The organism is Mesorhizobium sp. BH1-1-4, assembly GCF_020165665.1.
GTDB lineage: Bacteria > Pseudomonadota > Alphaproteobacteria > Rhizobiales > Rhizobiaceae > Mesorhizobium.
In genome coordinates this window covers 1-20,000 of record NZ_JAIUIN010000028.1, presented here as the reverse complement: position 1 = coordinate 20,000, position 20,000 = coordinate 1, and the positions used below count along the sequence as shown (strand labels likewise).

Here is a 20,000-nt window from a genome sequence, read left to right as displayed (position 1 = left end):
ACCCGGACCAGGCCAGTGGCGATTGAGAGACAAGCGGAACCTTCTGGAAAGTAGGGCCATAGTGGGTGACAGCCCCGTACGCGTAATGCAATCAATCGTCCTCGAGTAAGGCGGGACACGTGAAATCCTGTCTGAAATTGGGGGGACCACCCTCCAAGCCTAAGTACTCGTGCATGACCGATAGCGAACTAGTACCGTGAGGGAAAGGTGAAAAGCACCCCGACAAGGGGAGTGAAAGAGTACCTGAAACCGATTGCCTACAAACAGTGGGAGCCCGCAAGGGTGACCACGTACCTTTTGTATAATGGGTCAGCGACTTAGTGTGACGAGCAAGCTTAAACCGCTAGGTGTAGGCGCAGCGAAAGCGAGTCTGAACAGGGCGTTCAGTTCGTCGCATTAGACCCGAAACCGAGTGATCTAGCCATGAGCAGGTTGAAGGTAAGGTAACACTTACTGGAGGACCGAACCCATAACTGTTGCAATAGTTCGGGATGACTTGTGGCTAGGGGTGAAAGGCCAATCAAACTCGGAAATAGCTGGTTCTCCGCGAAATCTATTTAGGTAGAGCGTCGACCGAATACCCCAGGGGGTAGAGCACTGGATGGGCTAGGGGTCCTCACCGGATTACCAAACCTAACCAAACTCCGAATACCTGGGAGTACTAGTCGGCAGACACACGGCGGGTGCTAACGTCCGTCGTGAAAAGGGAAACAACCCTGACCTACAGCTAAGGTCCCCAAGTTATGGCTAAGTGGGAAAGGATGTGAGGATCCCAAAACAACCAGGATGTTGGCTTAGAAGCAGCCATCATTTAAAGAAAGCGTAACAGCTCACTGGTCTAAATAAGGGTCTTTGCGCCGAAAATGTAACGGGGCTAAAGCCATACACCGAAGCTTAGGGTTCGTAGCAATACGAGCGGTAGCGGAGCGTTCTGTAAGCTGATGAAGCCATACCCGTGAGGGGTGGTGGAGGTATCAGAAGTGCGAATGCTGACATGAGTAACGTAAGGGGAGTGAGAGACTCCCCCGCCGAAAGACCAAGGGTTCCTGCTTAAAGCTAATCTGAGCAGGGTTAGCCGGCCCCTAAGACGAGGCGGAAACGCGTAGTCGATGGGAACCACGTTAATATTCGTGGGCTTGGAGGTAGTGACGGATCATTGAGGTAGTCCAATCTTATCGGATTGAACGGGCTGCTGCGTGGTTCCAGGAAATAGCTCCTCCTTATAAACCGTACCCGAAACCGACACTGGTGGTCTGGTAGAGTATACCAAGGCGCTTGAGAGAACTATGCTGAAGGAACTCGGCAAATTGCACGCGTAACTTCGGAAGAAGCGTGACCCTTTTCTGCGCAAGCAGAGGAGGGTGGCACAGACCAGGGGGTAGCGACTGTTTATCAAAAACACAGGGCTCTGCGAAGTCGCAAGACGACGTATAGGGTCTGACGCCTGCCCGGTGCTGGAAGGTTAAGAGGAGGGGTGCAAGCTCTGAATCGAAGCCCCAGTAAACGGCGGCCGTAACTATAACGGTCCTAAGGTAGCGAAATTCCTTGTCGGGTAAGTTCCGACCTGCACGAATGGCGTAACGACTTCCCCGCTGTCTCCAGCATAGACTCAGTGAAATTGAATTCCCCGTGAAGATGCGGGGTTCCTGCGGTTAGACGGAAAGACCCCGTGCACCTTTACTATAGCTTTACATTGGCATTCGTAGTGGCATGTGTAGGATAGGTGGTAGGCTTTGAAACCTGGGCGCCAGCTCAGGTGGAGCCACCCTTGAAATACCACCCTTATTACTATGGATGTCTAACCGCGGCCCGTTATCCGGGTCCGGGACAATGTATGGTGGGTAGTTTGACTGGGGCGGTCGCCTCCTAAAGAGTAACGGAGGCGCGCGATGGTGGGCTCAGAACGGTCGGAAATCGTTCGCTGAGTGCAATGGCATAAGCCTGCCTGACTGCGAGACTGACAAGTCGAGCAGAGACGAAAGTCGGTCATAGTGATCCGGTGGTCCCGCGTGGAAGGGCCATCGCTCAACGGATAAAAGGTACGCCGGGGATAACAGGCTGATGACCCCCAAGAGTCCATATCGACGGGGTTGTTTGGCACCTCGATGTCGACTCATCGCATCCTGGGGCTGGAGCAGGTCCCAAGGGTATGGCTGTTCGCCATTTAAAGCGGTACGTGAGTTGGGTTCAGAACGTCGTGAGACAGTTCGGTCCCTATCTGCCGTGGGTGTAGGAATATTGAAAGGATCTGTCCCTAGTACGAGAGGACCGGGATGGACGGATCTCTGGTGGACCTGTTGTGGCGCCAGCCGCATAGCAGGGTAGCTATATCCGGACGGGATAACCGCTGAAGGCATCTAAGCGGGAAACCCACCTTAAAACGAGTATTCCCTGAGAACCGTGGAAGACGACCACGTTGATAGGCCGGGTGTGGAAGAGCGGCAACGCTTGAAGCTTACCGGTACTAATAGTTCGATCGGCTTGATCGTTCTCATTCCTTATGCCCATCTGACAAAGTCAGATGGTCTTGCCAGCGCTCACGCATGAGCGGCCCTTACGGGCCTATGCTCCGCGAGGGCGCCGGAAAACCGGCGACGCGCAGTCGCGCTTGCGGGCTTTGCCCGAAGCAACCTGCACAAGACGTCGCCAAGGCACAAAAAACAGCTTCTCGAATAACGTGCGTTTTGCCGACCTGGTGGTTATGGCGGAGCGGCTGCACCCGATCCCATTCCGAACTCGGCCGTGAAACGCTCCAGCGCTGATGGTACTTCGTCTCAAGACGCGGGAGAGTAGGTCGCTGCCAGGTCTGCTAAACGCACGTTCGTCTCACATCCGATCTCAAAAGATCAGCATGGAGAGAAATCTTCTCTTCACGAACAAGGCCCGCCAAGGGACCACGGGCCGCGTAAGCGGCCCTTTCATTTGGTGGATAAGAATACGCAGTCGCCTAAACGCGACCGCAGGGTTGACGCGGGGTGGAGCAGCCCGGTAGCTCGTCAGGCTCATAACCTGAAGGTCACAGGTTCAAATCCTGTCCCCGCAACCAATATTCAAACGCCCGTGGCTAATGCCGCGGGCGTTTTTGCGTTTGAGGGGCAGAAGCGCTTTGACGTAAGCCATTACTGACCTTCTGCCTCCGTTATTTGTAAGCGCTGTTTCGGCAGCGCATTTCGCACGTGGCCGTGAGGAACGGATGATCGGAGCCTTTGAGGGCTTCGACGCATGGCGATTTCAGAGCTTACGCTCGAGTCCAAGGCAACCACCGGCAGGGCGACATGATCGGGATGATTGCGAGTTTGGTCATAGCTGGCCTGAGTGGATACGTGCTTTTGCGCCAATAGAGAGCTTGACCGGCAGCTTAAATGGATGTGCAGTAGTTGTAGGGCGACGTGGGGGGATAAAAAGTGAGAATCGGAACCACTATTTTAAGTGTTACTACGGCAGTAGCGCTGACTATTAGTTTTCCCATGTCAGCAAACGCTGACGCCAAATCGGCCGCGTATGAAGGCGGATACATAATGGCGGCTTTTGGTTCGTGCCCTGTTACGGCCATATTTGGCTCTATGAGCAAATTTATCAAATACCAAGGCTCAAAAGATTACAATCGCGGCTTTGCCACCTTCGAGGCCGCGCTTAAAAAAGGCCCTCGGCCAAGCAAGTTATGCTTCGATGCAGCGCGTGAAAGCGGTTTCTTCAGCGTGCGCTAGGCATTAGGGACAGGGCGTGGTGTTTTTTCAACTCCAGACACAAGCCTATCTCCGATCCCAATACAGGATCGGCAACCTCACAGATCGCCATCGATCCCGAAAGGTGACCCGGAAACACCGCCTACGGTTATTTCATGCCATGGTGCCGCCGCGCGATCGCTTTCTCTCGGCGGCGGCGAGCAGATCCACAAAGGCGCGCACCTTGGCCGGCCGGAACCTTGCCGGCGGAAAGACGGCGTGGATGCCGCCGGTGGGCAAGGCCCAGTCGGCGAAGACCGGCACCAGCCGTCCCTCGGCGATATCGTCGCTGACGCCGTAGTCGGGAAACACGCCCAGGCCTATGCCGGCAAGCACGCAGGCATGGGCGGCCGGGCTCTTGTCGCATGTCATGACCGGGTTGAGCTCGGTCAGCACCTTGTCGCCATCCCTGGAAAACAGCCATTGGCCGATGCCGCGAAGCTGGGCGTTTCCGACCCAGGCCAGCGATCGCGCCTGCCGCGGGCTCACGCCCGGCGGCAGGCTTGCGGCGAAAGCGGGACTTGCCACCACGATCTGCCGTATCGTGCCCAGGCGCCGCGCCTGGTTGGAGGAATCGGCAAGCCAGCCGACGCGAATGCCGAGGTCGATCTGCTCGTCGACAAGGTTGCTTATCGCATCATCGAAGATCGCTTCGATGCGCATATGCGGATAGGTCTTGAGATAGGCGGCGATGACCGGTGCAACGATCTTCGTGCCGTAGTCGAGTGGCGCTGTCAGTCTCAACATTCCCGCCGGTTCGACGGCCGCTCGCGAAATCTCGCCATAGGCGGCCTCCGCTTCGCGCAGGATGATCATCGCACGATCATAGAAGAGGCGCCCCTCCTCGGTCGGCGCGACACGTCGCGTCGTGCGTCGCATGAGTGTCGCGCCCAATTCCTCCTCGAGCTTGCCAATCTGATGGCTGACCACCGCCTTGGCGACGCCAAGCCGGTCTGCCGCCGACGTGAAGGAGCCGGTCTCCATCACGGTGGTGAAATAGACGAGTCGGTTGAGGTTCAGCAGGTCGGCCAAGATGATCGCTTTTGTCTGATTGGATCAGACAGTTTGTACTATTGATGGGTATTTATCGCAAGGTCGTCCTCTGCCACATAGGAGCAAGACACTTGACGGTCACGACGCGGTCTCGCCGTGGCAAGGACATCATGCAATCATGAGCACTTCAGACGTGACTTACCTTTTCGATCCGCTCTGCGGCTGGTGCTACGGCGCCACGCCGATGCTGGACAAATTGGCGGCCAGTGGCGTGCGCGTCGAATTGCTGCCGACCGGCCTGTTTTCCGGGGCCGGGGCGCGTCCGATGGATGAAGGGTTTGCCGCTCATGCCTGGGCGAATGATCAACGCATCGGGCGCCTGACCGGACAACCCTTCACGCAGGCCTATCAGCGGAATGTCCTCAACGTTCGCGGCACCTTGCTGGACTCCCATGCCGCCACGCTCGGCATCAGCGCCGCGGGCCTGGAAGACCCGAGCCGCCGGTTGACCGCGCTCAAGGCTATCCAACGTGCGCGCTACGTCGACGGCCGCGATATCGTAACTGTCGAGGGCGTGGTTGCCGTGCTCGCCGACACTGGCATGATGGATGCCGCCGCGATCCTGAAGAACCCGACCGAAACCTTGCTGACGGCTCACCGCGAGCTGGTCGGTCGCGGCCGCGCGCTGTTCGAGCGCCTGCATGCCAATGGCGTGCCCTCGCTGGCGGTCATCCGCAACGAAGCGCCCCGGCTCATCGGTTCGAACGCGCTGTTCGGCAGCTTCGACAATCTCGTCGCCCATATCGCCGCGGCGTGATCTCCACCAATCGGCCCTCCAACAGGAAATGGAAGAAGACATGGCAAAAGTTGCTCTCATAGGCGCCTCCGGCGCCGTCGGTTCGCGCCTGCTCAAGGAACTCTCCGACCGTGGCCATACGGTCACCGGCATCGCCCGCAGTCCGGAAAAGATCGCGGCGCTGCCCGGCGTGACCGCCAGGAAGGGCGATGTCCTCGACAGGCAAGGTCTCACCGACCTGATCCGCGGGCATGATGTCGTGATCAGCTCGGTGCATTTCCTGGACAGCGACCCCGACACACTGATCGCCGCGGTGCGCGCCTCGGGCGTGAAGCGTTATCTCGTCGTGGGTGGCGCGGGCAGTCTCGAAGTGGCGCCCGGCAAGCGCCTGGTCGATACGCCCGAATTCCCCGCGATCTACAAGGCCGAAGCACAGAAGGGCGCGGACTTCCTGGACAGGCTTAGGACGGTCGAGGATCTCGACTGGACGTTCTTGTCGCCGTCGGCCCTGTTCGTTCCGGGCGAGCGCACCGGCAAATTCCGACTTGGCAAGGACACGCTTCTCGCCTCGGACAAGGGCAGCAGCATTTCCTTCGAGGACTATGCCATCGTCATGGTCGACGAGATCGAGAAGCCGACGCATATCCGGCAGCGTTTCACCGTCGGCTATTGATGCAGGGAACGGCGCCGGCGGTTGTCGGTCGGCGCCGGTTCGACTGCCGGCGCAGCGACCGCCGCCGGGCTGAGCCGGTTATGTCTGGAACCGCGCCTTCAGCCAGGCGGTGATGGCGTCGAAGTCGGTCGGTCTGGTCGTGTCGACATCGAACAGCGGGCCACGCCGCAGCGGTTCGGCGCGCTTGGCCAATTCGATCAGCTCGGGGATGTAGGCGGCGCCGGGATGACCGGGGAGACGCTGACCGAGCCGGGCACCGTAGCGCTCGGCCAGAACCTCACCGGGCGCGTGGCACCAGATTTCCACGGTGTGTTCGACACCGGCCTTGCGCAGATGATCCTCGAGCACCTGCCGCGGCTGGAAACCGAACCACGCGTCGACGATGAAGGTGCTGCCGGCCGGAGCGTCGCCAACGAGCGACCAGATTGCCTGGTAGCTGGCGCGGCCGAGCGTGCGGTTGAATTCACGGTCGGCGCCGCCGAGCACTTCGAGGAACGGATTCTTGACCGTGTCGAGCGCGAGCAGCGGCCATCCCATGCGGTCGGCGATGCCGCGCGACACGGTGCTCTTGCCGCTGGCCGGGATGCCATTGACGAGCACGGCGCGTCTGGCGCGGCCAGGCTGACCTGAAAGCGATGCCAGCGTCGAAAGCGCCTGCAGCCCGGCGCCGATCACCCCGGCGTCGTCGCCGAGCCGAGCCGGCTCGACCGGGCATTGGTACCAAGGCGCCAACGCCGGCGCATGGCCGAGCGCCCTGTGTGCCGCCAGGCCAAGCCCGCCGCCAAGCAGGACGAGGTCGGGGTCGAACATGGCGACGGTGGTATCGATCGCAGCGCGCAGCGGCCTTGCCCAGGCTTCCAGAATGCCGCGCGCCTTGACGTCGCCGGCCGCGTCGCGGGCAAAGAGCTGATCGACCGAAACGTCGGGTCCAAAGCCGGCGCGCGCGATGTGGCGGCCGAGCGCCGTGCCGGAACTGGTGGTTTCGACGCAGCCACGCCGCCCGCAGGCGCAGAGCTCGCCATTGACGTCGACAGTGATATGGCCAAGTTGCCCGGCCGTCGCCCGGCCACGCATGATCCGCCGGTTCTGGACGACGGCGCCGCCGATGCCGGTGCCGATGGTGAACATGGCGATGTTGTCGTGGCCTTGGCCGGCGCCCAGGGCCATCTCGGCGGCCAGCGCCATGTTGCAGTCATTGTCGAGGATGACAGGCTTGCCGGCCATGTCTTCCAGGCGCCGCGCCAGCGCAACCGAGGCAAGGTTGACATAGCCCCCCGACAGGACCGCGCCGCGCCGCGTGTCGACGCGGCCGGGAACGCCAACGCCGATGGCTGCCACGTCAGGTGTGTCGAGAAGGCGCACCATGTCGGCGATGCGGCCAAGCACCAGTTCCGGGTCAGGCGCGCTCTTCTCGCTGAGGCGCTTGAGGATCTCTCCCGTGCCGGAGATGCGGGCGGCACGCAAATTGGTGCCGCCGATATCGATCCCTATGGCCATCGACTTTTGTGGCATGACGTCCTGCACGTGCCCCAACGCGGATATCAGGCGGCGGCCTTCTGCCGATAGTGCCCGATCACCGCCTGGATCTCGCGCAATCGCGGCACCGCGATGGTCTTAAGCCTTTCGCGCTGAATGTCACGGTCGAGCGAGATGCAATCCTTCCACAGGGAACGGCCGGCGATCACACCGGAGGCGCCATTTTGCATGGCGATCTCGACCTGGCCGAGGAAGGTGGCGTGGTTGACGCCGGCCGAAAGCACCGCCCATGGCACCTCGCCGGCCATTTCTGTGATGTTGGCACAGGCTTCCGGCGTTCCGGGGTAGGGAAGCTTCAGCACCTTGGCGCCGCATTCCAGCGAAATCCTGGTACCTTCCTCGACCAGCCAAGGCGTCTTGGCCGCGTAATCCTGCGGGCTTTCCCCTTCAAGCTGATAGGTCAGGAATTCGACGACGAGCAGCAGATCCTCTTTGCCGAAGTCGGTGATGCATTGGCGCAGGATGGCGATGTTGTGCTCGTTGGCTTGCGGCTTGTCGGCCCTGAGATAGACCATGATCTTGCCGCCCGTGCCGCCGAGTTCGCGCACGCGTCGCGCATCGATGCCGGGAACCAGCCGCGACAGGCGGTAGCCTTCCGGCGAAACGTCGAAGCCGGAGGCGTCGAGGCCGATGAGGAGCGCGGTATCCCGGTTCAGCACGCCCTCGTCGACCACCCTCGGCACCGCGCAGAGCGGGTCGAGCAACACGCAGGACGCCGCGCTGGCGAGGTAGCGCGTGATGTCGGCCTTGGTGTCGCCGAGCATGTCGTTGGTGATCAGGGCCTGTTCCGCGGGGTCCGACGCCAGCAAGGTGCGCATGCCGCCGCGCTGGTCGCAGGCGATGGCCACCATGGCCCCATCCTTGCCGCATATCTGCTGGTACCCGCGCAGTTCCGCGGTGGTCATCTTGGTCATGGTCTTCTGTCCGATGTTGGCGCTCTCGCCGAGGCGCTGATCCCGTGGAAACAATGGTCGGTTGCCTGCCTGCCGGCAGGAAGATTTTGCCGCCTTGATGCATCGCCGGCTGCCTGGACAGGCAGCCTTGCCGGCGCGTGGCCTGGTGTGGCCCTCAAGTTGCGAGTTCGCCGGATTTGCGCGATAACTCCCATCGGCGTATACGTGTGTAACACGTTGCTGAAAGGAATTGCAAGCTGTCTGTTCCCTCCGTCCAGGACGCGACCGCATCGCGCACGATGCTGCACACGGTTGCCAAGCTGCATTATCTGGAGGAGATGTCGCAGGTCGACATTGCGCGGCAGCTCGGCGTCTCCACCGCGACGATTTCGCGTTTGCTGCAGCGGGCGCGGGCCGAGGGCATCGTGCGCATCGAGGTCATCGACCTGGCGACGCCGGAGGACATTACCAGGCAATTGGTCGACGGGCTGAAATTGCGTGATGCCGCGGTTGTCGAGACGCCGGCGGCGGGCGCGCTGACGGCGCTCTCAGCGCCGCTTGGCGCTTTGCTCAGGCAGGCGCAACTGGTGGCCGGCTCCGTGGTCGCCATCGGCTGGGGGCGCGCCGTGCGCGAGGTCATTCGATCCGGCCTGCCGCGCATGCCGGGGGTGCTGACGGTGGCCGCGACCGGCGGCATGCAGCAGCATGCGGCGCATTTTCAGGTCAATGAATTCGTGCGGCTTGCCGCGGAGGAGTTCGGTGGCACGCCGCACTTCATCCACGCTCCGTATCTGCCATCGAGTGAGCTGCGCGAGGTGTTCCTGCGCGACGCTGCCATCCGCGATGCCGTCGCGCTTTGGGAGAGAACCGATGTGGCGATCGTCGGCATCGGCCTGCCGCATGCCATCAACGCGCCCGAGGCGAGTGCCGCCACGCCAAGCGAGCAGGCGCTTGTTCACGCGGCCGGCGACGTGCTTCGTCATTACTTCGACGCGGAGGGCGCCCTGATCGCCTGGGAAGGGGAGAGCCGGATGATCGCCATGTCGCCGGCGCAGCTTCGCGCCGTGCCGCTGGTGATCGGCGTCGCCGCCTCGCCGGAAAAGGCGACGGCAATCATCGGCGCCGTCCGGGCCGGGCTCATCAACACGCTGGTGACGGACACAAAGACGGCGCAGGCCATCCTCGCGGCCCTTGCAACGCGATAGCGGCAGGTAGGCCGGACCGAGGCCGCACTGGTGACGCGCAGAGAAGCCGTTGCGAAATCGATTGTGTCGCCGGGGCGTCGGGACGATAGTTCGCCGGGACTCCAAGGAGCAGTCGAATGCCGTCTGGAAAAGCCGGTGTTGCGGTCTCGGAAAAACCGAGTTGCAATTTATTTCTGCAAAGTGTTACAAACTGCGAACCCGGTGCGCAGGCATCTCGGGCGCGGTGGTTCTCTCACCTCGCGGAGGCGAGGAAAGCGACCACGGCTATTGTGCCGGCCAGCTGGACCGGCTGAGATTTAGACTGGAGGGCGCTTGGGAGGAGCTGCCCGCGAAAGCAAACAGGCGTTCCCGGCCGTCGGCATCGCGTGAGCGGATGACGGCCATCCAATGTCACTTGCAACGGCAGAATTGCCAACAATGAGGAGGATGTCATGAAGAAGATCGTAGCCGGGCTCGCGGCGCTTGCCGTCAGCGCCACGGTGCTGATGGCGCCCGCGCAGGCGCAGGACAAGAAATACACCATCGCGCTCATTCCGGGCCTCACCACCGACGGCTTCTATATCACCATGCGCAAGGGCGCCCAGGCGGCAGCCGATGCGCTCGGCGTGACCTTGGTTTTCCAGGGCGCCCCGGACTTCAACCCTGTCACACAGGTGCCGGTTCTCGACGCGGTCATCGCCAAGAAACCGGACGCGATCCTGATCGCGCCGACGGACAAGGTTCAGCTGGTCGAGCCTCTGCGCAAGGCCAATGACGCCGGCATTCCGGTCATCACAGTCGATACGTTCATCGGCAGCGGCGTCTATCAGACAGGCGCCGGCGATGCCGATTTCCCGCTGGCCTACATTGCCTCGGACAATGTGCTGGGCGGCGAGATCGCGGCGCGCGCTCTGGCCACCGCCATTGGCGACAAGGGCAAGGTCTATGTGTCGAACGTCAAGCCCGGCATTTCGACCACCGACCAGCGCGAGGAGGGCTTCAAGAAGGAGATGGCCAAGCATACGGGCATCACCGTTCTGGAAACCCAGTTCAACGATGACGACGCCAACAAGGCGGCCTCGCAGCTGCAGGCTGTCTTCGCGCGCAATCCCGACCTGGTCGGCGTGTTCGGCGCCAATCTGTTCTCGGCGCTCGGTGCCGCCAACGGCGTCAAGCAGGCCGGGCAGACCGGCACGGTCAAGGTGGTTGCCTTCGATGCGCCGACCAGCATCGTCGACAACATCAATACCGGTCTCGTGGACGTGGCAATCGCCCAGCATCCGGCCGAGATCGGCTATTACGGCGTCGTTTCGGCCTATGCCCACCTGACCGGCCACTCAATCCCGGTCACGATCGGCACCGGCTTCACGATCATGAACAAGTCCAACGTCGCGGATCCGAACATCTCGAAGTATCTCTACTCCGAGTAGGTCCAGACGAGCTTGGCTCCTCCCGGTCAGCCGGGAGGAGGCCTGCGCCGGGTCCCGGCTGATCGGGGCCTTGTTCGAACGAGCCGCGCCGCGGAGTATCCATGACCTCGACATCCCTAGCAAAGCCGGCCGAGCAGCATGTCGCTCCTCAGGCGGATCATGGCGATCCGGCCAAGGGCCTGATCGCACGCATTGCCGAAGGGCGCGCCTGGCTGTTCCTTGCCGGTCTTCTCATCTGCTTCGAGATCTGGTCGAGGGTCGCCTTCGGCGCCACCTTCGTGCTCAATCCGTTCAACCTGCAGTCCATCGCGATCTTTGCCGTGGCGCCGCTGCTGCTGGCGACCGGGCAGACCTTCGTCATCATTTCAGGCGGTATCGACCTGTCGCTGGGCTTCATCATGGGCCTGGCCGCCGTCATCGCCGCGCATGCGACCAACATGGCGGGTGCGGCCATTCCGTTGCCGCTTGCCATGCTGGCCGGCATTCTGGCGGCGGTGATCGTCGCCGGCGTGCCCGGCATCATCAACGGCCTGCTGATATCACGTCTCAAGGTGCCACCCTTCATCGGTACGCTCGGCATGTTCGGCGTGGCGCGCGGCGCTGCCTTCCTGCTTGCCGGCGGCACGACGGTGCCGGTGCAGAATTCCTGGTTCGCGCTGCTCGGCAACGGCAAATTCCAAGGCATTCCCTATCTGGTGCTGATCACCGCCGTCTTCGTCATCGTCATGCACTATCTGCTCAGCCAGACGCGTTTCGGCCAGCACAATTACGCCATCGGCGCCAATGTGCAGGCGGCGCGCCGGTCCGGTATCGACATCAGGGGCCATATCCTGCGCCTCTATGTGCTGTCGGCGATGTGCGCGGGCCTTGGCGGTGCGCTCTATGCCGCGCGCTTCACGGCCGGTGCGGCGCAAGCCGGCGAACCGCTGCTGCTCGACAGCGTCGCGGCTGTCGTGATCGGCGGCGCCAGCCTGTTCGGCGGCTCCGGCACCATCTTCGGCACGGTTGCCGGGGCGCTGGTGATCGCGGTCATCCAGTACGGGCTGGTCTTCGTCAATGTCGAGCCGTTCTGGCAGTTCATCGCCGTCGGCGTCGTCATCATCATTTCCGTGCTCATAGACCAGGCGCAGCGCCGGTTCAGTGGAGGCCGCCAGGATGAATAGCATCGACCAGAACACCGCCTTGCTCGAAGTCCGCAACCTGTCCAAGCACTTTGGCGCCGTGCGTGCGCTCAGCGATTTCTCCATGGCCGTGCGGCCGGGCGAAGTGGTGGCGCTTGCCGGCGACAACGGCGCCGGCAAGTCGACGCTGATCAAGGCGATCTCGGGCGTGTTCCAGCCCACGGGTGGCGAAATCCTGCTCAGGGGCCAGCCGGTGGCGTTCGCGACGCCGCAGGAGGCGCGCGAAAAAGGCATCGAGACGATCTATCAGGATCTGGCTCTGGCCGACAATCTGTCGATCGGCGCCAACATCTTCCTTGGCCGCGAACCGATGCGCAAGGCGTTCGGCTTCCTGCCGGTGCTCGACCGCAAGGCGATGGCCGACGCTGCCAGGGAGACGATGAAGCGGCTGGACTTCCACGTCAGCCGCATGAACGCCCCGGTCAGCAACTTCTCCGGCGGCCAGCGCCAGGCCGTTGCCATCGGCCGCGCCGTCTATTGGGATGCGCAGATCCTGATCATGGACGAACCGACCGCCGCGCTCGGCGTGCCGGAACAGCGCAAGGTCATTTCGCTGATCCACCAGCTCAAGGCGCAAGGGCGAGGCGTGATCTTCATCTCGCACAATCTGCAGGACATCTTCGCTGTCTCGGACCGCATCGTCGTGCTGCGGCGCGGCGTCCAGGCCGGCGAGCGCAAGATCTCCGAGACCAATCATGATGAGGTCGTCAAGCTGATGGTCGGGGGATAGGCGGGTTTTCTCAGCGTGGTCTTGTTCCAAGACCGGGTCATGGTCTGTTTCTGTTCAATCGCGGTGCCGCCGCCACCAGCGCCTTGCCGACGGCCGATCGCGGCGTGTCGATGACGGCTCGGGCATCGCCGCTCTCGGCAATCCGTCCGGCATCGAGGAGGATGACGCGGTGGGCGATCGCGCGCACGACGCCAAGATCATGTGAAATGAAGAGGTAGGCGATCCGTTGCTCGCGCTGCAGGTCGAGCAGGAGGTCGAGGATTTGGCCGCGCACCGAGACATCGAGCGCCGACACCGCTTCGTCGAGCACGATCAGCGACGGCTTGGTGGCGATGGCGCGGGCGATGGCCACGCGCTGGCGCTGGCCGCCGGAGATTTCATGGATGGCACGTGGCGCGAGGTCGGGCGCCAGGCCGACGCGCTCCAGCAAGGCAGCGATGCGTCGCGGGCGCTCGGCGCGGGAGGCAATGCCATGGATGCGGAGCGGGTCGTCGAGGACGCGCGCGATGGTGGCGCGTGGGTTGAAGGCGGCCAGCGGATCCTGGAACACCATTTGCAGGCGCGCGCGACGGGTTCGAAGTGCCGAGCCGCCCAGAGCCAGGAAATCATCGCCCTCGAAGTCGATGCGTCCCCCATCCGGCTCGATCAGTCGCAGCACCAGCCGTGCGATCGTCGACTTGCCGCTCCCTGACGGCCCGGCCAGCGCCAGCGTTTCCCCGGGCTCGACATGAAAGGAGACATCGTCCGCCGCGGTGAGGGTCTTGCCGCCGCGGCTATAGCGTTTGGTGAGACCGGACACTGTGAGCAGGCTCATCCGCGCGTCCCACCCCGGTTCAGAAGCGGTTCGGCATCAAGACCGATATGGGCGTCGAGCAGGGTGCGTGTATAGGTCTGGGTCGGGGCATTGATGATCCGCGCCGTCGCGCCAAGCTCAACCAACTGGCCATGGCGGAAGACGGCGATGCGCTCGGCGAGTTCGGCGGCGAGCGCGATGTCATGGCTGATGAACAGCAGCGTCATGCCGTCTTCGGCCACCAGTCGCCGGATCAGCGCGACGATCTCGGCCTGTACGATGGTGTCGAGAGCGCTGGTCGCCTCGTCGGCGATCAGCAGTTTCGGCCCGGCGGCAATCGCGGCGGCAATCGCCACACGCTGCTTCTGGCCGCCGGAAAGCTGGTGCGGGTAGGCCCGCAGGGCGGAGTCAGGGTCGGGCAAGCGGACGCGTTCGAGCAATTGCTTTGCCTTGGCGAAGGACTGGGACCAGGTGAGGCCGAGATGCGTGTGCGCGACTTCGGCGATCTGCTTGCCGACGGTGATCACGGGATCGAGGCTGGCTGAGGGATCCTGGAAGACGAAGCCGATGTCGCGGCCGAGGAGGGGGGGCGCCTTGGCGCCCGACGTTGACGGCAAGAACCAATCGATGTGCCCCTCGATCCTGACACTTGCTGGCGACAGCCCCGCGATCGCCAACGCCAACGTGCTCTTGCCGGAGCCGCTTTCGCCGATGATAGCCAGCCGTTCGCCTGCCTGGACATCGAAAGTAATGTTCTTCAGCGCCGCCACCTCGCTGCCGTCGCGGCGATAGGTCACCGAGAGATCGCGGATCGATGCCAGCGCGGTCATGACAGGCCCCTGCGTACGGCCGTCGTCTCGACGATGCCTTCGCCGGCGAGATAGACGCCGAGCACCGTCAGCACCAGCGCAATACCCGGGACGATCGACAGGAAGGGCGCGGTGCGCAAGACAGTGCGGCCTTCGGCGATCATACCGCCCCAGGTGACCCTGTTGGGGTCGCCGAGGCCCAGGAAGGACAGGGCCGCTTCGGTGAGGATCGCGGCGGCGACGATCACCGATGACAGCGCCAGCACTGGCGGCAAGGCATTCGGCAGTACTTCGCGAAAGGCAATCGCCAGCGGATGCATACCGATGACGCGGGCGCCGGCGACATAGTCGCGTTCGCGGATGGAAAGGACTTCCGCGCGCGCCACGCGTGCCGGCCCCGTCCAGGTGCTGAGTGCGATCGCTACCACAACGACGCCGAGCGAAGGACCGACCACGCTGACGAAAGCCAGCGCCAGCAGGAAACCGGGCACGGTCTGGAACGCGTCGGTGATGCGCATCAGCACTTCGTCGACGAGGCCGCCGGCAAAGCCGGCCAGCGTGCCGACGACCGCGCCGACGACAAGGGCAGCGGCGGCGGCGGCGAGGCCGACAGCCAGCGAGGTGCGGGCGCCATGGAACAGTTCGGCCAGCACGTCGCGGCCGAGCCGGTCGGTGCCAAGCGGCAGCGACCAGTTTTGGAAGGGCGGCAGCAGCGCCGGGCCGGCGATGGCTTGCGGATCCCCGGGAAACAACAGAGATGCCGACAGCGCCATGGCGAACAGCATCGCCAGAAGGATGATGCCGGCAACCGCCTCGGGTGTGCGTAAAAAGCGATGCAGGCGTCTCATGCGCCGGCCTCGCTGGCGCCGACGCGCGGGTCGAGGAAGGCATAGGCAATGTCGACAAGCAGGTTGATGAGGATGACGAGCACAGCGCTGGTGAGGATGATGCCAAGCAGCAAGGGCGTGTCGCGTGCGGCCACCGCTTCTTGCGCCAGCCGGCCGAGGCCGGGCACGGCAAAGACGCTCTCGATGACGACGCTGCCACCCAGCATCTGCGCCGATTGCAGGCCAAGCATGGTGACCAGCGGCAATAGTGCGTTGCGGGCGACATGAGCGAGCACGATGCGGCGGCGCGAAAGCCCCCTGGCGCGGGCGGCCAGCACAAAATCCTGGCGCCAGGCCTCGGCCATGCCGGCGCGCATCATGCGCAGATAGAGCGCCAGATAGATGAAGCCCAGCGCGGAAACCGGCAGCACCAGGTGGATGGCGATGTCGGCGGCACGGTCGAGACCGGTCTTGTCGGAAGCGAGGGTCTCGATGCCGCCGATCGGCAGCCAGCGCAGGTCGACTGCGAAGATCACGATCAGCACCAGGCCGAGCCAGAAGCCAGGCACCGCGTAGAGCGCCAGCGAGGCGACGGAGAGAAAACGGTCGCGGAAGCTGCCGGGCCTTGCGCCGGCATAGATGCCGAGCGCCGAGCCGAGGCCGAACGAGAGCGCGGTGGCGCTGACCATCAGGATGAGCGTGGTCGGCAGGCGTTCCAAGATGACCTCGCGGATCGGCCGGGAGAAAGTGACGGACTGGCCGAGGTCGAGATGCAGCAGCGCCCAAAGATAGTTGGCGAGTCGCGTCAGCTCCGACTGATCGAGGCCCCAGCGATGGCGCAACAGCTCGATCATGCCGGCGTCGCCGCCGGTCGAGACGATGTAGGCGTCGACGGCGTCGCCCGGGGCTGCTTCGAGCAAGAGGAAGGTGCCGATAGTGACGATGAGGAGAACGAAGATGCTGCCGACGAGACGGCGGCGGATGAGGGTGAGGGCGCGGGTCATGATGATGGGACGCCGCTTGTAAACTTCTGAGGGCGTGCTCTACGGCGCCCCCCTCTGTCCTGCCGGACATCTCCCCCACTTGGGGGGAGATCAGCTGTCATCTCGGCTTTCGCCAATCTCCAAGGTTGCAGGGAAGTGTGAGGCGCGGAAACCGCCAATCTCCCCCCTTGTGGGGGAGATGTCCGGCAGGACAGAGGGGGGCGCGAAGGAACTCTCATTCTCCGAATCTGAGCACCCCAAACTTCGATCCGCAAGTGTGGGATCACCCCGCTAAATACGTGTCCGCCCAGTTCGAAACCGCCCAGCGCGGGTTGTTGGCGATGTTGCCGACCTTGTCGCTGGCGACGCTGATAAAACTCCATTCGGCGACGTTGATCAGCGGCAGGTCGGCCGCGACTTGCCTCTGGAACTCCTTGTAGAGGTCGGTACGCGCTGATGTGTCGAGCGTTTCCGAGGCCTTGGTGATCAGCGCGTCGAGCGCAGGGTTTTTGTAGCCGCCCTGGTTGGAGAAGGGCACGCCATCAGGAATGCCGCTCTGCACCAGGATGGTGGTCGAGATCGCGGGGTCGCCGCGAAACACCGGCGGGCCGACCGCGAGGTCGAAGGCGTGGTCGGTGTAGACAGCCTTGATGTGCGCGGCCGAGTCGTTGTTGACCAGTTGCGCGTCGATGCCGACGGCCGCGAGCGCCTGGCGCAGATAGTCGCCGAACTGTTTTGTCTCGTTGAAATAGGGCGCCGGCAAGAGCTTCAGCGAGAAACGGTTGCCGTCGGCGCCTTTCTTGTAGCCGGCCTCGTCGAGCAGCGCGTTGGCCTTGGCGACGTCGAAGGCGTAGGTCGGCACGTCGGCGGTGTAGAATTGCGGATCGTTCTTCGGCACCGGACCGGTGGCGGTGGCGGCGTAGCCGAGGAACACCGTCTTGACGACGAAGTCCCTGTCGATGGCATGGGCGATGGCCTGGCGGACCTTCACGTCGGCCAGTTCCTTGCGGCGATGGTTGATCTCGACGACGAGCTGGTAGGTCAGGGCCTCATAGCCCTTGGTGATGACCTTCAGGCCGGGAACCTTGGAGATGCGGTCGAGGTCGGCCAGCGGCACGGCCGAGAAAGCCGCGAGCTGGATTTCCTCAGCTTCCAGCGCCGCGGCGGCCGATGTGCGGTCGGGCAGGACGTGATAGATGATCTCGTCGAGATAGGGCTCGTCCTTGCCCCAATAGTCCGTGTTCTTGGTCAGACGGTAATACTGGCCGGCCTTGTACTCGCCGAACTTGAACGGCCCGGTGCCGATCGGCGCGTTGTTGGCCGGGTTGTCCTCGATCTTGCCGACCTCGTAGATGTGCTTGGGCACCACGCTCGATAGCGCCGGCAGCGCGTTGCGGATCAACTGGAACGGCGTCGGCTTGGCGAATTTGAACACGGCGGTCAGATCGTCTGGCGTGTCGACCGCACTGAGGTCCTTGAACACGGTGCGGCCGAGATTCTGCAGCGGCTTCCAGATCTGCAGCGCCGAGAAGGCGACGTCGGCCGAGGTGAACGGCTTGCCGTCATGCCATTTGACGCCATCGCGCAGCTTGAACGTCGCCGACAGTCCGTCGGCAGCGCCTTCCCAACTCAGCGCCAGCCTTGGCGCAAGCCCATCCTTGCCGTCGAAGGAGGCTTCCGCCAGCGTCTCGACGATCTTGCTGGAGATGAAGAAAACACCGTTGGAGGCGACGATCGCCGGATTGAGATTGCGCGGCTCGGAATCGGCGGCAAGCACGAGCCGCCCACCCTTCTTTGGCGTCTGTGCCCAACCCAATGTCGGCATGGCCGTGGAGGCCAGCAGCATTGCCGAGCCGGTAAGCATGGTGCGTCTGGAAATGGTGAAACCTGACATGATCGAACTCCGTCCTCTCCGCGCGGCCCGATCGGGTGCGACAACACCCCTCGAATGCCGGTGCGTGCATCGGCATCCCCGCGGTGGGGATTATGAGCCTTGCCGAGGGTTTCGCCAGAGACGGAATTGGCGCATCCTTGCTTGGCTTTGAAATTTTCGTCCGCTGGACCAGTTTAGCACAAGTCCATTCAATTCGGCTATCTGGTCGGACCAGATGTACGGAAATATGTGCGAATGACGACTTGGTGACCGACAGAAGGTGGTGCTCGCAAAGGTTCTGGCTGGACCAGAATGGGAAAAATGGTGCAGATTTGATAGCGGCCAGCAGATCGCTGCGAAAGAGGATCGATCTCGGGCTAATTCAGGGAGAGAGTGATGAACATCGCGCCGGGCAAGAATGCCGTCAGCAATATCCCGTTCGACCAGGCTAGGGTCGACCGGCTGATGGAGGAGGCGGGCATCGACGTGCTGCTCGCGACCTCCAAGCACAACACGCAATACCTGCTGGGCGGCTACAAGTTCATCTTCTTCGCCGCCATGGATGCGATCGGCCACAGCCGCTATTTGCCGATCGTCGTCTACGAGAAGGGCGGACCGGACCACGCGGCCTATATCGGCAACCGCATGGAGGGCGGCGAGCACCAGAACCATCCGTTCTGGACGCCGACGCTGCATGCCGCCTGCTGGGGCACGCTCGATGCCGCCAACCTCGCGGTCGAGCATGTCAGAAAGATCGGCAAGGAGGGAGCGCGCATCGGTATCGAGCCCGGCTTCCTGCCGTCGGACGCCTATGCGCTGATCCGCAAGGCATTGCCGGAGGCCAAGCTGATCGATGCGACCGACATGCTGGAGCGCATGCGCGCCATCAAGACCGATGCCGAGCTCGAGAAGTTGCGCACCGCCTCCGAACTGATCACGGACTCCATGCTGGCGACGATCGCCTGGGCGCGCGAAGGCACCACCAAGGCCGAGATGATCGAGCAGATCAGGCGCGAGGAGACCAATCGCGGCGCGCATTTCGAATATTGCCTGCTGACGCTGGGCTCCAGCCACAACCGCGCCACCTCATCGCAGGCCTGGAAGAAGGGCGAGGTGCTGTCGATCGATTCCGGCGGCAACTATCACGGCTATATCGGCGACCTCTGCCGGATGGGCATTCTGGGCGAACCCGATGCCGAGCTGGAGGATCTGCTGGCCGAGGTCGAGACGGTGCAGCAAGCCGCCTTCTCGAAGGTGAAGGCGGGCACGCTGGGCGGCGACATGATCGCTCACGCCGAGGGCGTGCTGAAGACGTCCAAGGTCGCGCCCTATACGGATTTCTTCGCCCACGGCATGGGCCTGATCACGCATGAGGCGCCGTTCCTGATGACCAACCATCCGGTGACCTATGAAGGCACCTATGCGGCCAAACCGCTGGAGACAAACATGGTGCTGTCGGTGGAGACCACCATGCTTCACCCGACGCGCGGCTTCATCAAGCTGGAGGATACGCTGGCGGTGACCGAGACAGGGTATGTGATGTTTGGCGATCGCGGGCGGGGTTGGAACAGGGG

16 protein-coding genes, 1 tRNA gene and 2 rRNA genes (1 of these 19 running past the window's edge) are annotated in these 20,000 nt (G+C 63.0%); 11 read left to right on the top strand and 8 right to left on the bottom strand.

Annotation, left to right across the window (positions count from 1 at the left end):
- The 4 genes from LB569_RS28570 to LB569_RS28555 form a co-directional block, all read left to right on the top strand.
- A 23S ribosomal RNA gene (locus LB569_RS28570) occupies nucleotides 1-2,489 on the top strand (it extends 321 nt beyond the left edge of the window).
- A gap of 202 nt (nucleotides 2,490-2,691) precedes the next feature.
- Nucleotides 2,692-2,806 (top strand): 5S ribosomal RNA (rrf, locus tag LB569_RS28565).
- A gap of 163 nt (nucleotides 2,807-2,969) precedes the next feature.
- Nucleotides 2,970-3,046, top strand: a tRNA-Met gene (locus tag LB569_RS28560).
- A gap of 358 nt (nucleotides 3,047-3,404) precedes the next feature.
- Nucleotides 3,405-3,707 (top strand): hypothetical protein, encoded by a 303-nt coding sequence (locus LB569_RS28555; protein ID WP_224694966.1) that lies wholly within the window; start codon nucleotides 3,405-3,407, stop codon nucleotides 3,705-3,707.
- Nucleotides 3,708-3,839: 132 nt separating this feature from the next.
- Here the strand turns inward: LB569_RS28555 and LB569_RS28550 are convergent, their stop codons facing one another.
- Nucleotides 3,840-4,757, bottom strand: coding sequence for a LysR family transcriptional regulator (locus LB569_RS28550; RefSeq protein WP_140710804.1), 918 nt, complete (start codon nucleotides 4,755-4,757; stop codon nucleotides 3,840-3,842).
- A 139-nt stretch (nucleotides 4,758-4,896) separates the two neighbouring features.
- Here LB569_RS28550 and LB569_RS28545 point away from each other — a divergent pair, with 139 nt between their 5' ends.
- Together LB569_RS28545 and LB569_RS28540 are read left to right on the top strand one after the other, a co-directional pair.
- A complete protein-coding gene (locus tag LB569_RS28545) occupies nucleotides 4,897-5,535 on the top strand; it encodes a DsbA family protein (RefSeq protein ID WP_224541851.1) in 639 nt (212 codons plus the stop codon).
- A gap of 40 nt (nucleotides 5,536-5,575) precedes the next feature.
- Complete coding sequence (locus LB569_RS28540) at nucleotides 5,576-6,187, top strand: NAD(P)-dependent oxidoreductase (protein ID WP_224694965.1); 612 nt, start codon at nucleotides 5,576-5,578, stop codon at nucleotides 6,185-6,187.
- 78 nt (nucleotides 6,188-6,265) lie between these two features.
- Here the strand turns inward: LB569_RS28540 and LB569_RS28535 are convergent, their stop codons facing one another.
- Together LB569_RS28535 and LB569_RS28530 are read right to left on the bottom strand one after the other, a co-directional pair.
- Nucleotides 6,266-7,699 (bottom strand): ROK family protein, encoded by a 1,434-nt coding sequence (locus tag LB569_RS28535; protein ID WP_224694964.1) that lies wholly within the window; start codon nucleotides 7,697-7,699, stop codon nucleotides 6,266-6,268.
- Between the two features lie 29 nt (nucleotides 7,700-7,728).
- Nucleotides 7,729-8,637, bottom strand: a complete 909-nt coding sequence (locus tag LB569_RS28530) for a tagatose-bisphosphate aldolase (RefSeq protein ID WP_224694963.1) — start codon at nucleotides 8,635-8,637, stop codon at nucleotides 7,729-7,731.
- A gap of 278 nt (nucleotides 8,638-8,915) precedes the next feature.
- Between LB569_RS28530 and LB569_RS28525 the strand changes: the two genes are divergently transcribed.
- From LB569_RS28525 to LB569_RS28510, 4 genes are all read left to right on the top strand, one after another.
- Nucleotides 8,916-9,821, top strand: coding sequence for a sugar-binding transcriptional regulator (locus LB569_RS28525; RefSeq protein ID WP_224694962.1), 906 nt, complete (start codon nucleotides 8,916-8,918; stop codon nucleotides 9,819-9,821).
- Nucleotides 9,822-10,252: 431 nt separating this feature from the next.
- Nucleotides 10,253-11,230 (top strand): ABC transporter substrate-binding protein, encoded by a 978-nt coding sequence (locus LB569_RS28520; protein WP_140710816.1) that lies wholly within the window; start codon nucleotides 10,253-10,255, stop codon nucleotides 11,228-11,230.
- A 101-nt stretch (nucleotides 11,231-11,331) separates the two neighbouring features.
- Complete coding sequence (locus LB569_RS28515) at nucleotides 11,332-12,393, top strand: ABC transporter permease subunit (protein ID WP_224541863.1); 1,062 nt, start codon at nucleotides 11,332-11,334, stop codon at nucleotides 12,391-12,393.
- Nucleotides 12,386-13,141 carry an ATP-binding cassette domain-containing protein gene (locus tag LB569_RS28510; protein WP_224694961.1) on the top strand — a complete coding sequence of 252 codons (756 nt, stop codon included), beginning with the start codon at nucleotides 12,386-12,388 and terminating at the stop codon, nucleotides 13,139-13,141. The genes LB569_RS28515 and LB569_RS28510 overlap by 8 nt, the downstream gene beginning before the upstream one ends.
- Before the next feature lie 37 nt (nucleotides 13,142-13,178).
- Here the strand turns inward: LB569_RS28510 and LB569_RS28505 are convergent, their stop codons facing one another.
- The 5 genes from LB569_RS28505 to LB569_RS28485 all read right to left on the bottom strand — a co-directional run bounded on the left by LB569_RS28505 (nucleotide 13,179) and on the right by LB569_RS28485 (nucleotide 18,447).
- Nucleotides 13,179-13,955, bottom strand: coding sequence for an ATP-binding cassette domain-containing protein (locus LB569_RS28505; protein WP_224694960.1), 777 nt, complete (start codon nucleotides 13,953-13,955; stop codon nucleotides 13,179-13,181).
- Nucleotides 13,952-14,764: an ABC transporter ATP-binding protein gene (locus LB569_RS28500; protein ID WP_224694959.1), complete on the bottom strand. Its 813-nt coding sequence runs from the start codon at nucleotides 14,762-14,764 to the stop codon at nucleotides 13,952-13,954. Before LB569_RS28500 ends, LB569_RS28505 begins: the two co-directional genes overlap by 4 nt.
- Complete coding sequence (locus LB569_RS28495; protein ID WP_224694958.1) at nucleotides 14,761-15,591, bottom strand: ABC transporter permease; 831 nt, start codon at nucleotides 15,589-15,591, stop codon at nucleotides 14,761-14,763. The genes LB569_RS28500 and LB569_RS28495 overlap by 4 nt, the downstream gene beginning before the upstream one ends.
- Nucleotides 15,588-16,574 carry an ABC transporter permease gene (locus tag LB569_RS28490; RefSeq protein WP_224541871.1) on the bottom strand — a complete coding sequence of 329 codons (987 nt, stop codon included), beginning with the start codon at nucleotides 16,572-16,574 and terminating at the stop codon, nucleotides 15,588-15,590. The genes LB569_RS28495 and LB569_RS28490 overlap by 4 nt, the downstream gene beginning before the upstream one ends.
- Nucleotides 16,575-16,836: 262 nt before the next feature.
- Nucleotides 16,837-18,447, bottom strand: a complete 1,611-nt coding sequence (locus LB569_RS28485) for an ABC transporter substrate-binding protein (protein WP_224694957.1) — start codon at nucleotides 18,445-18,447, stop codon at nucleotides 16,837-16,839.
- 375 nt (nucleotides 18,448-18,822) lie between these two features.
- Between LB569_RS28485 and LB569_RS28480 the strand changes: the two genes are divergently transcribed.
- A partial coding sequence (locus LB569_RS28480) for a M24 family metallopeptidase (RefSeq protein WP_224694956.1) occupies nucleotides 18,823-20,000 on the top strand: 1,178 nt, incomplete at its 3' end.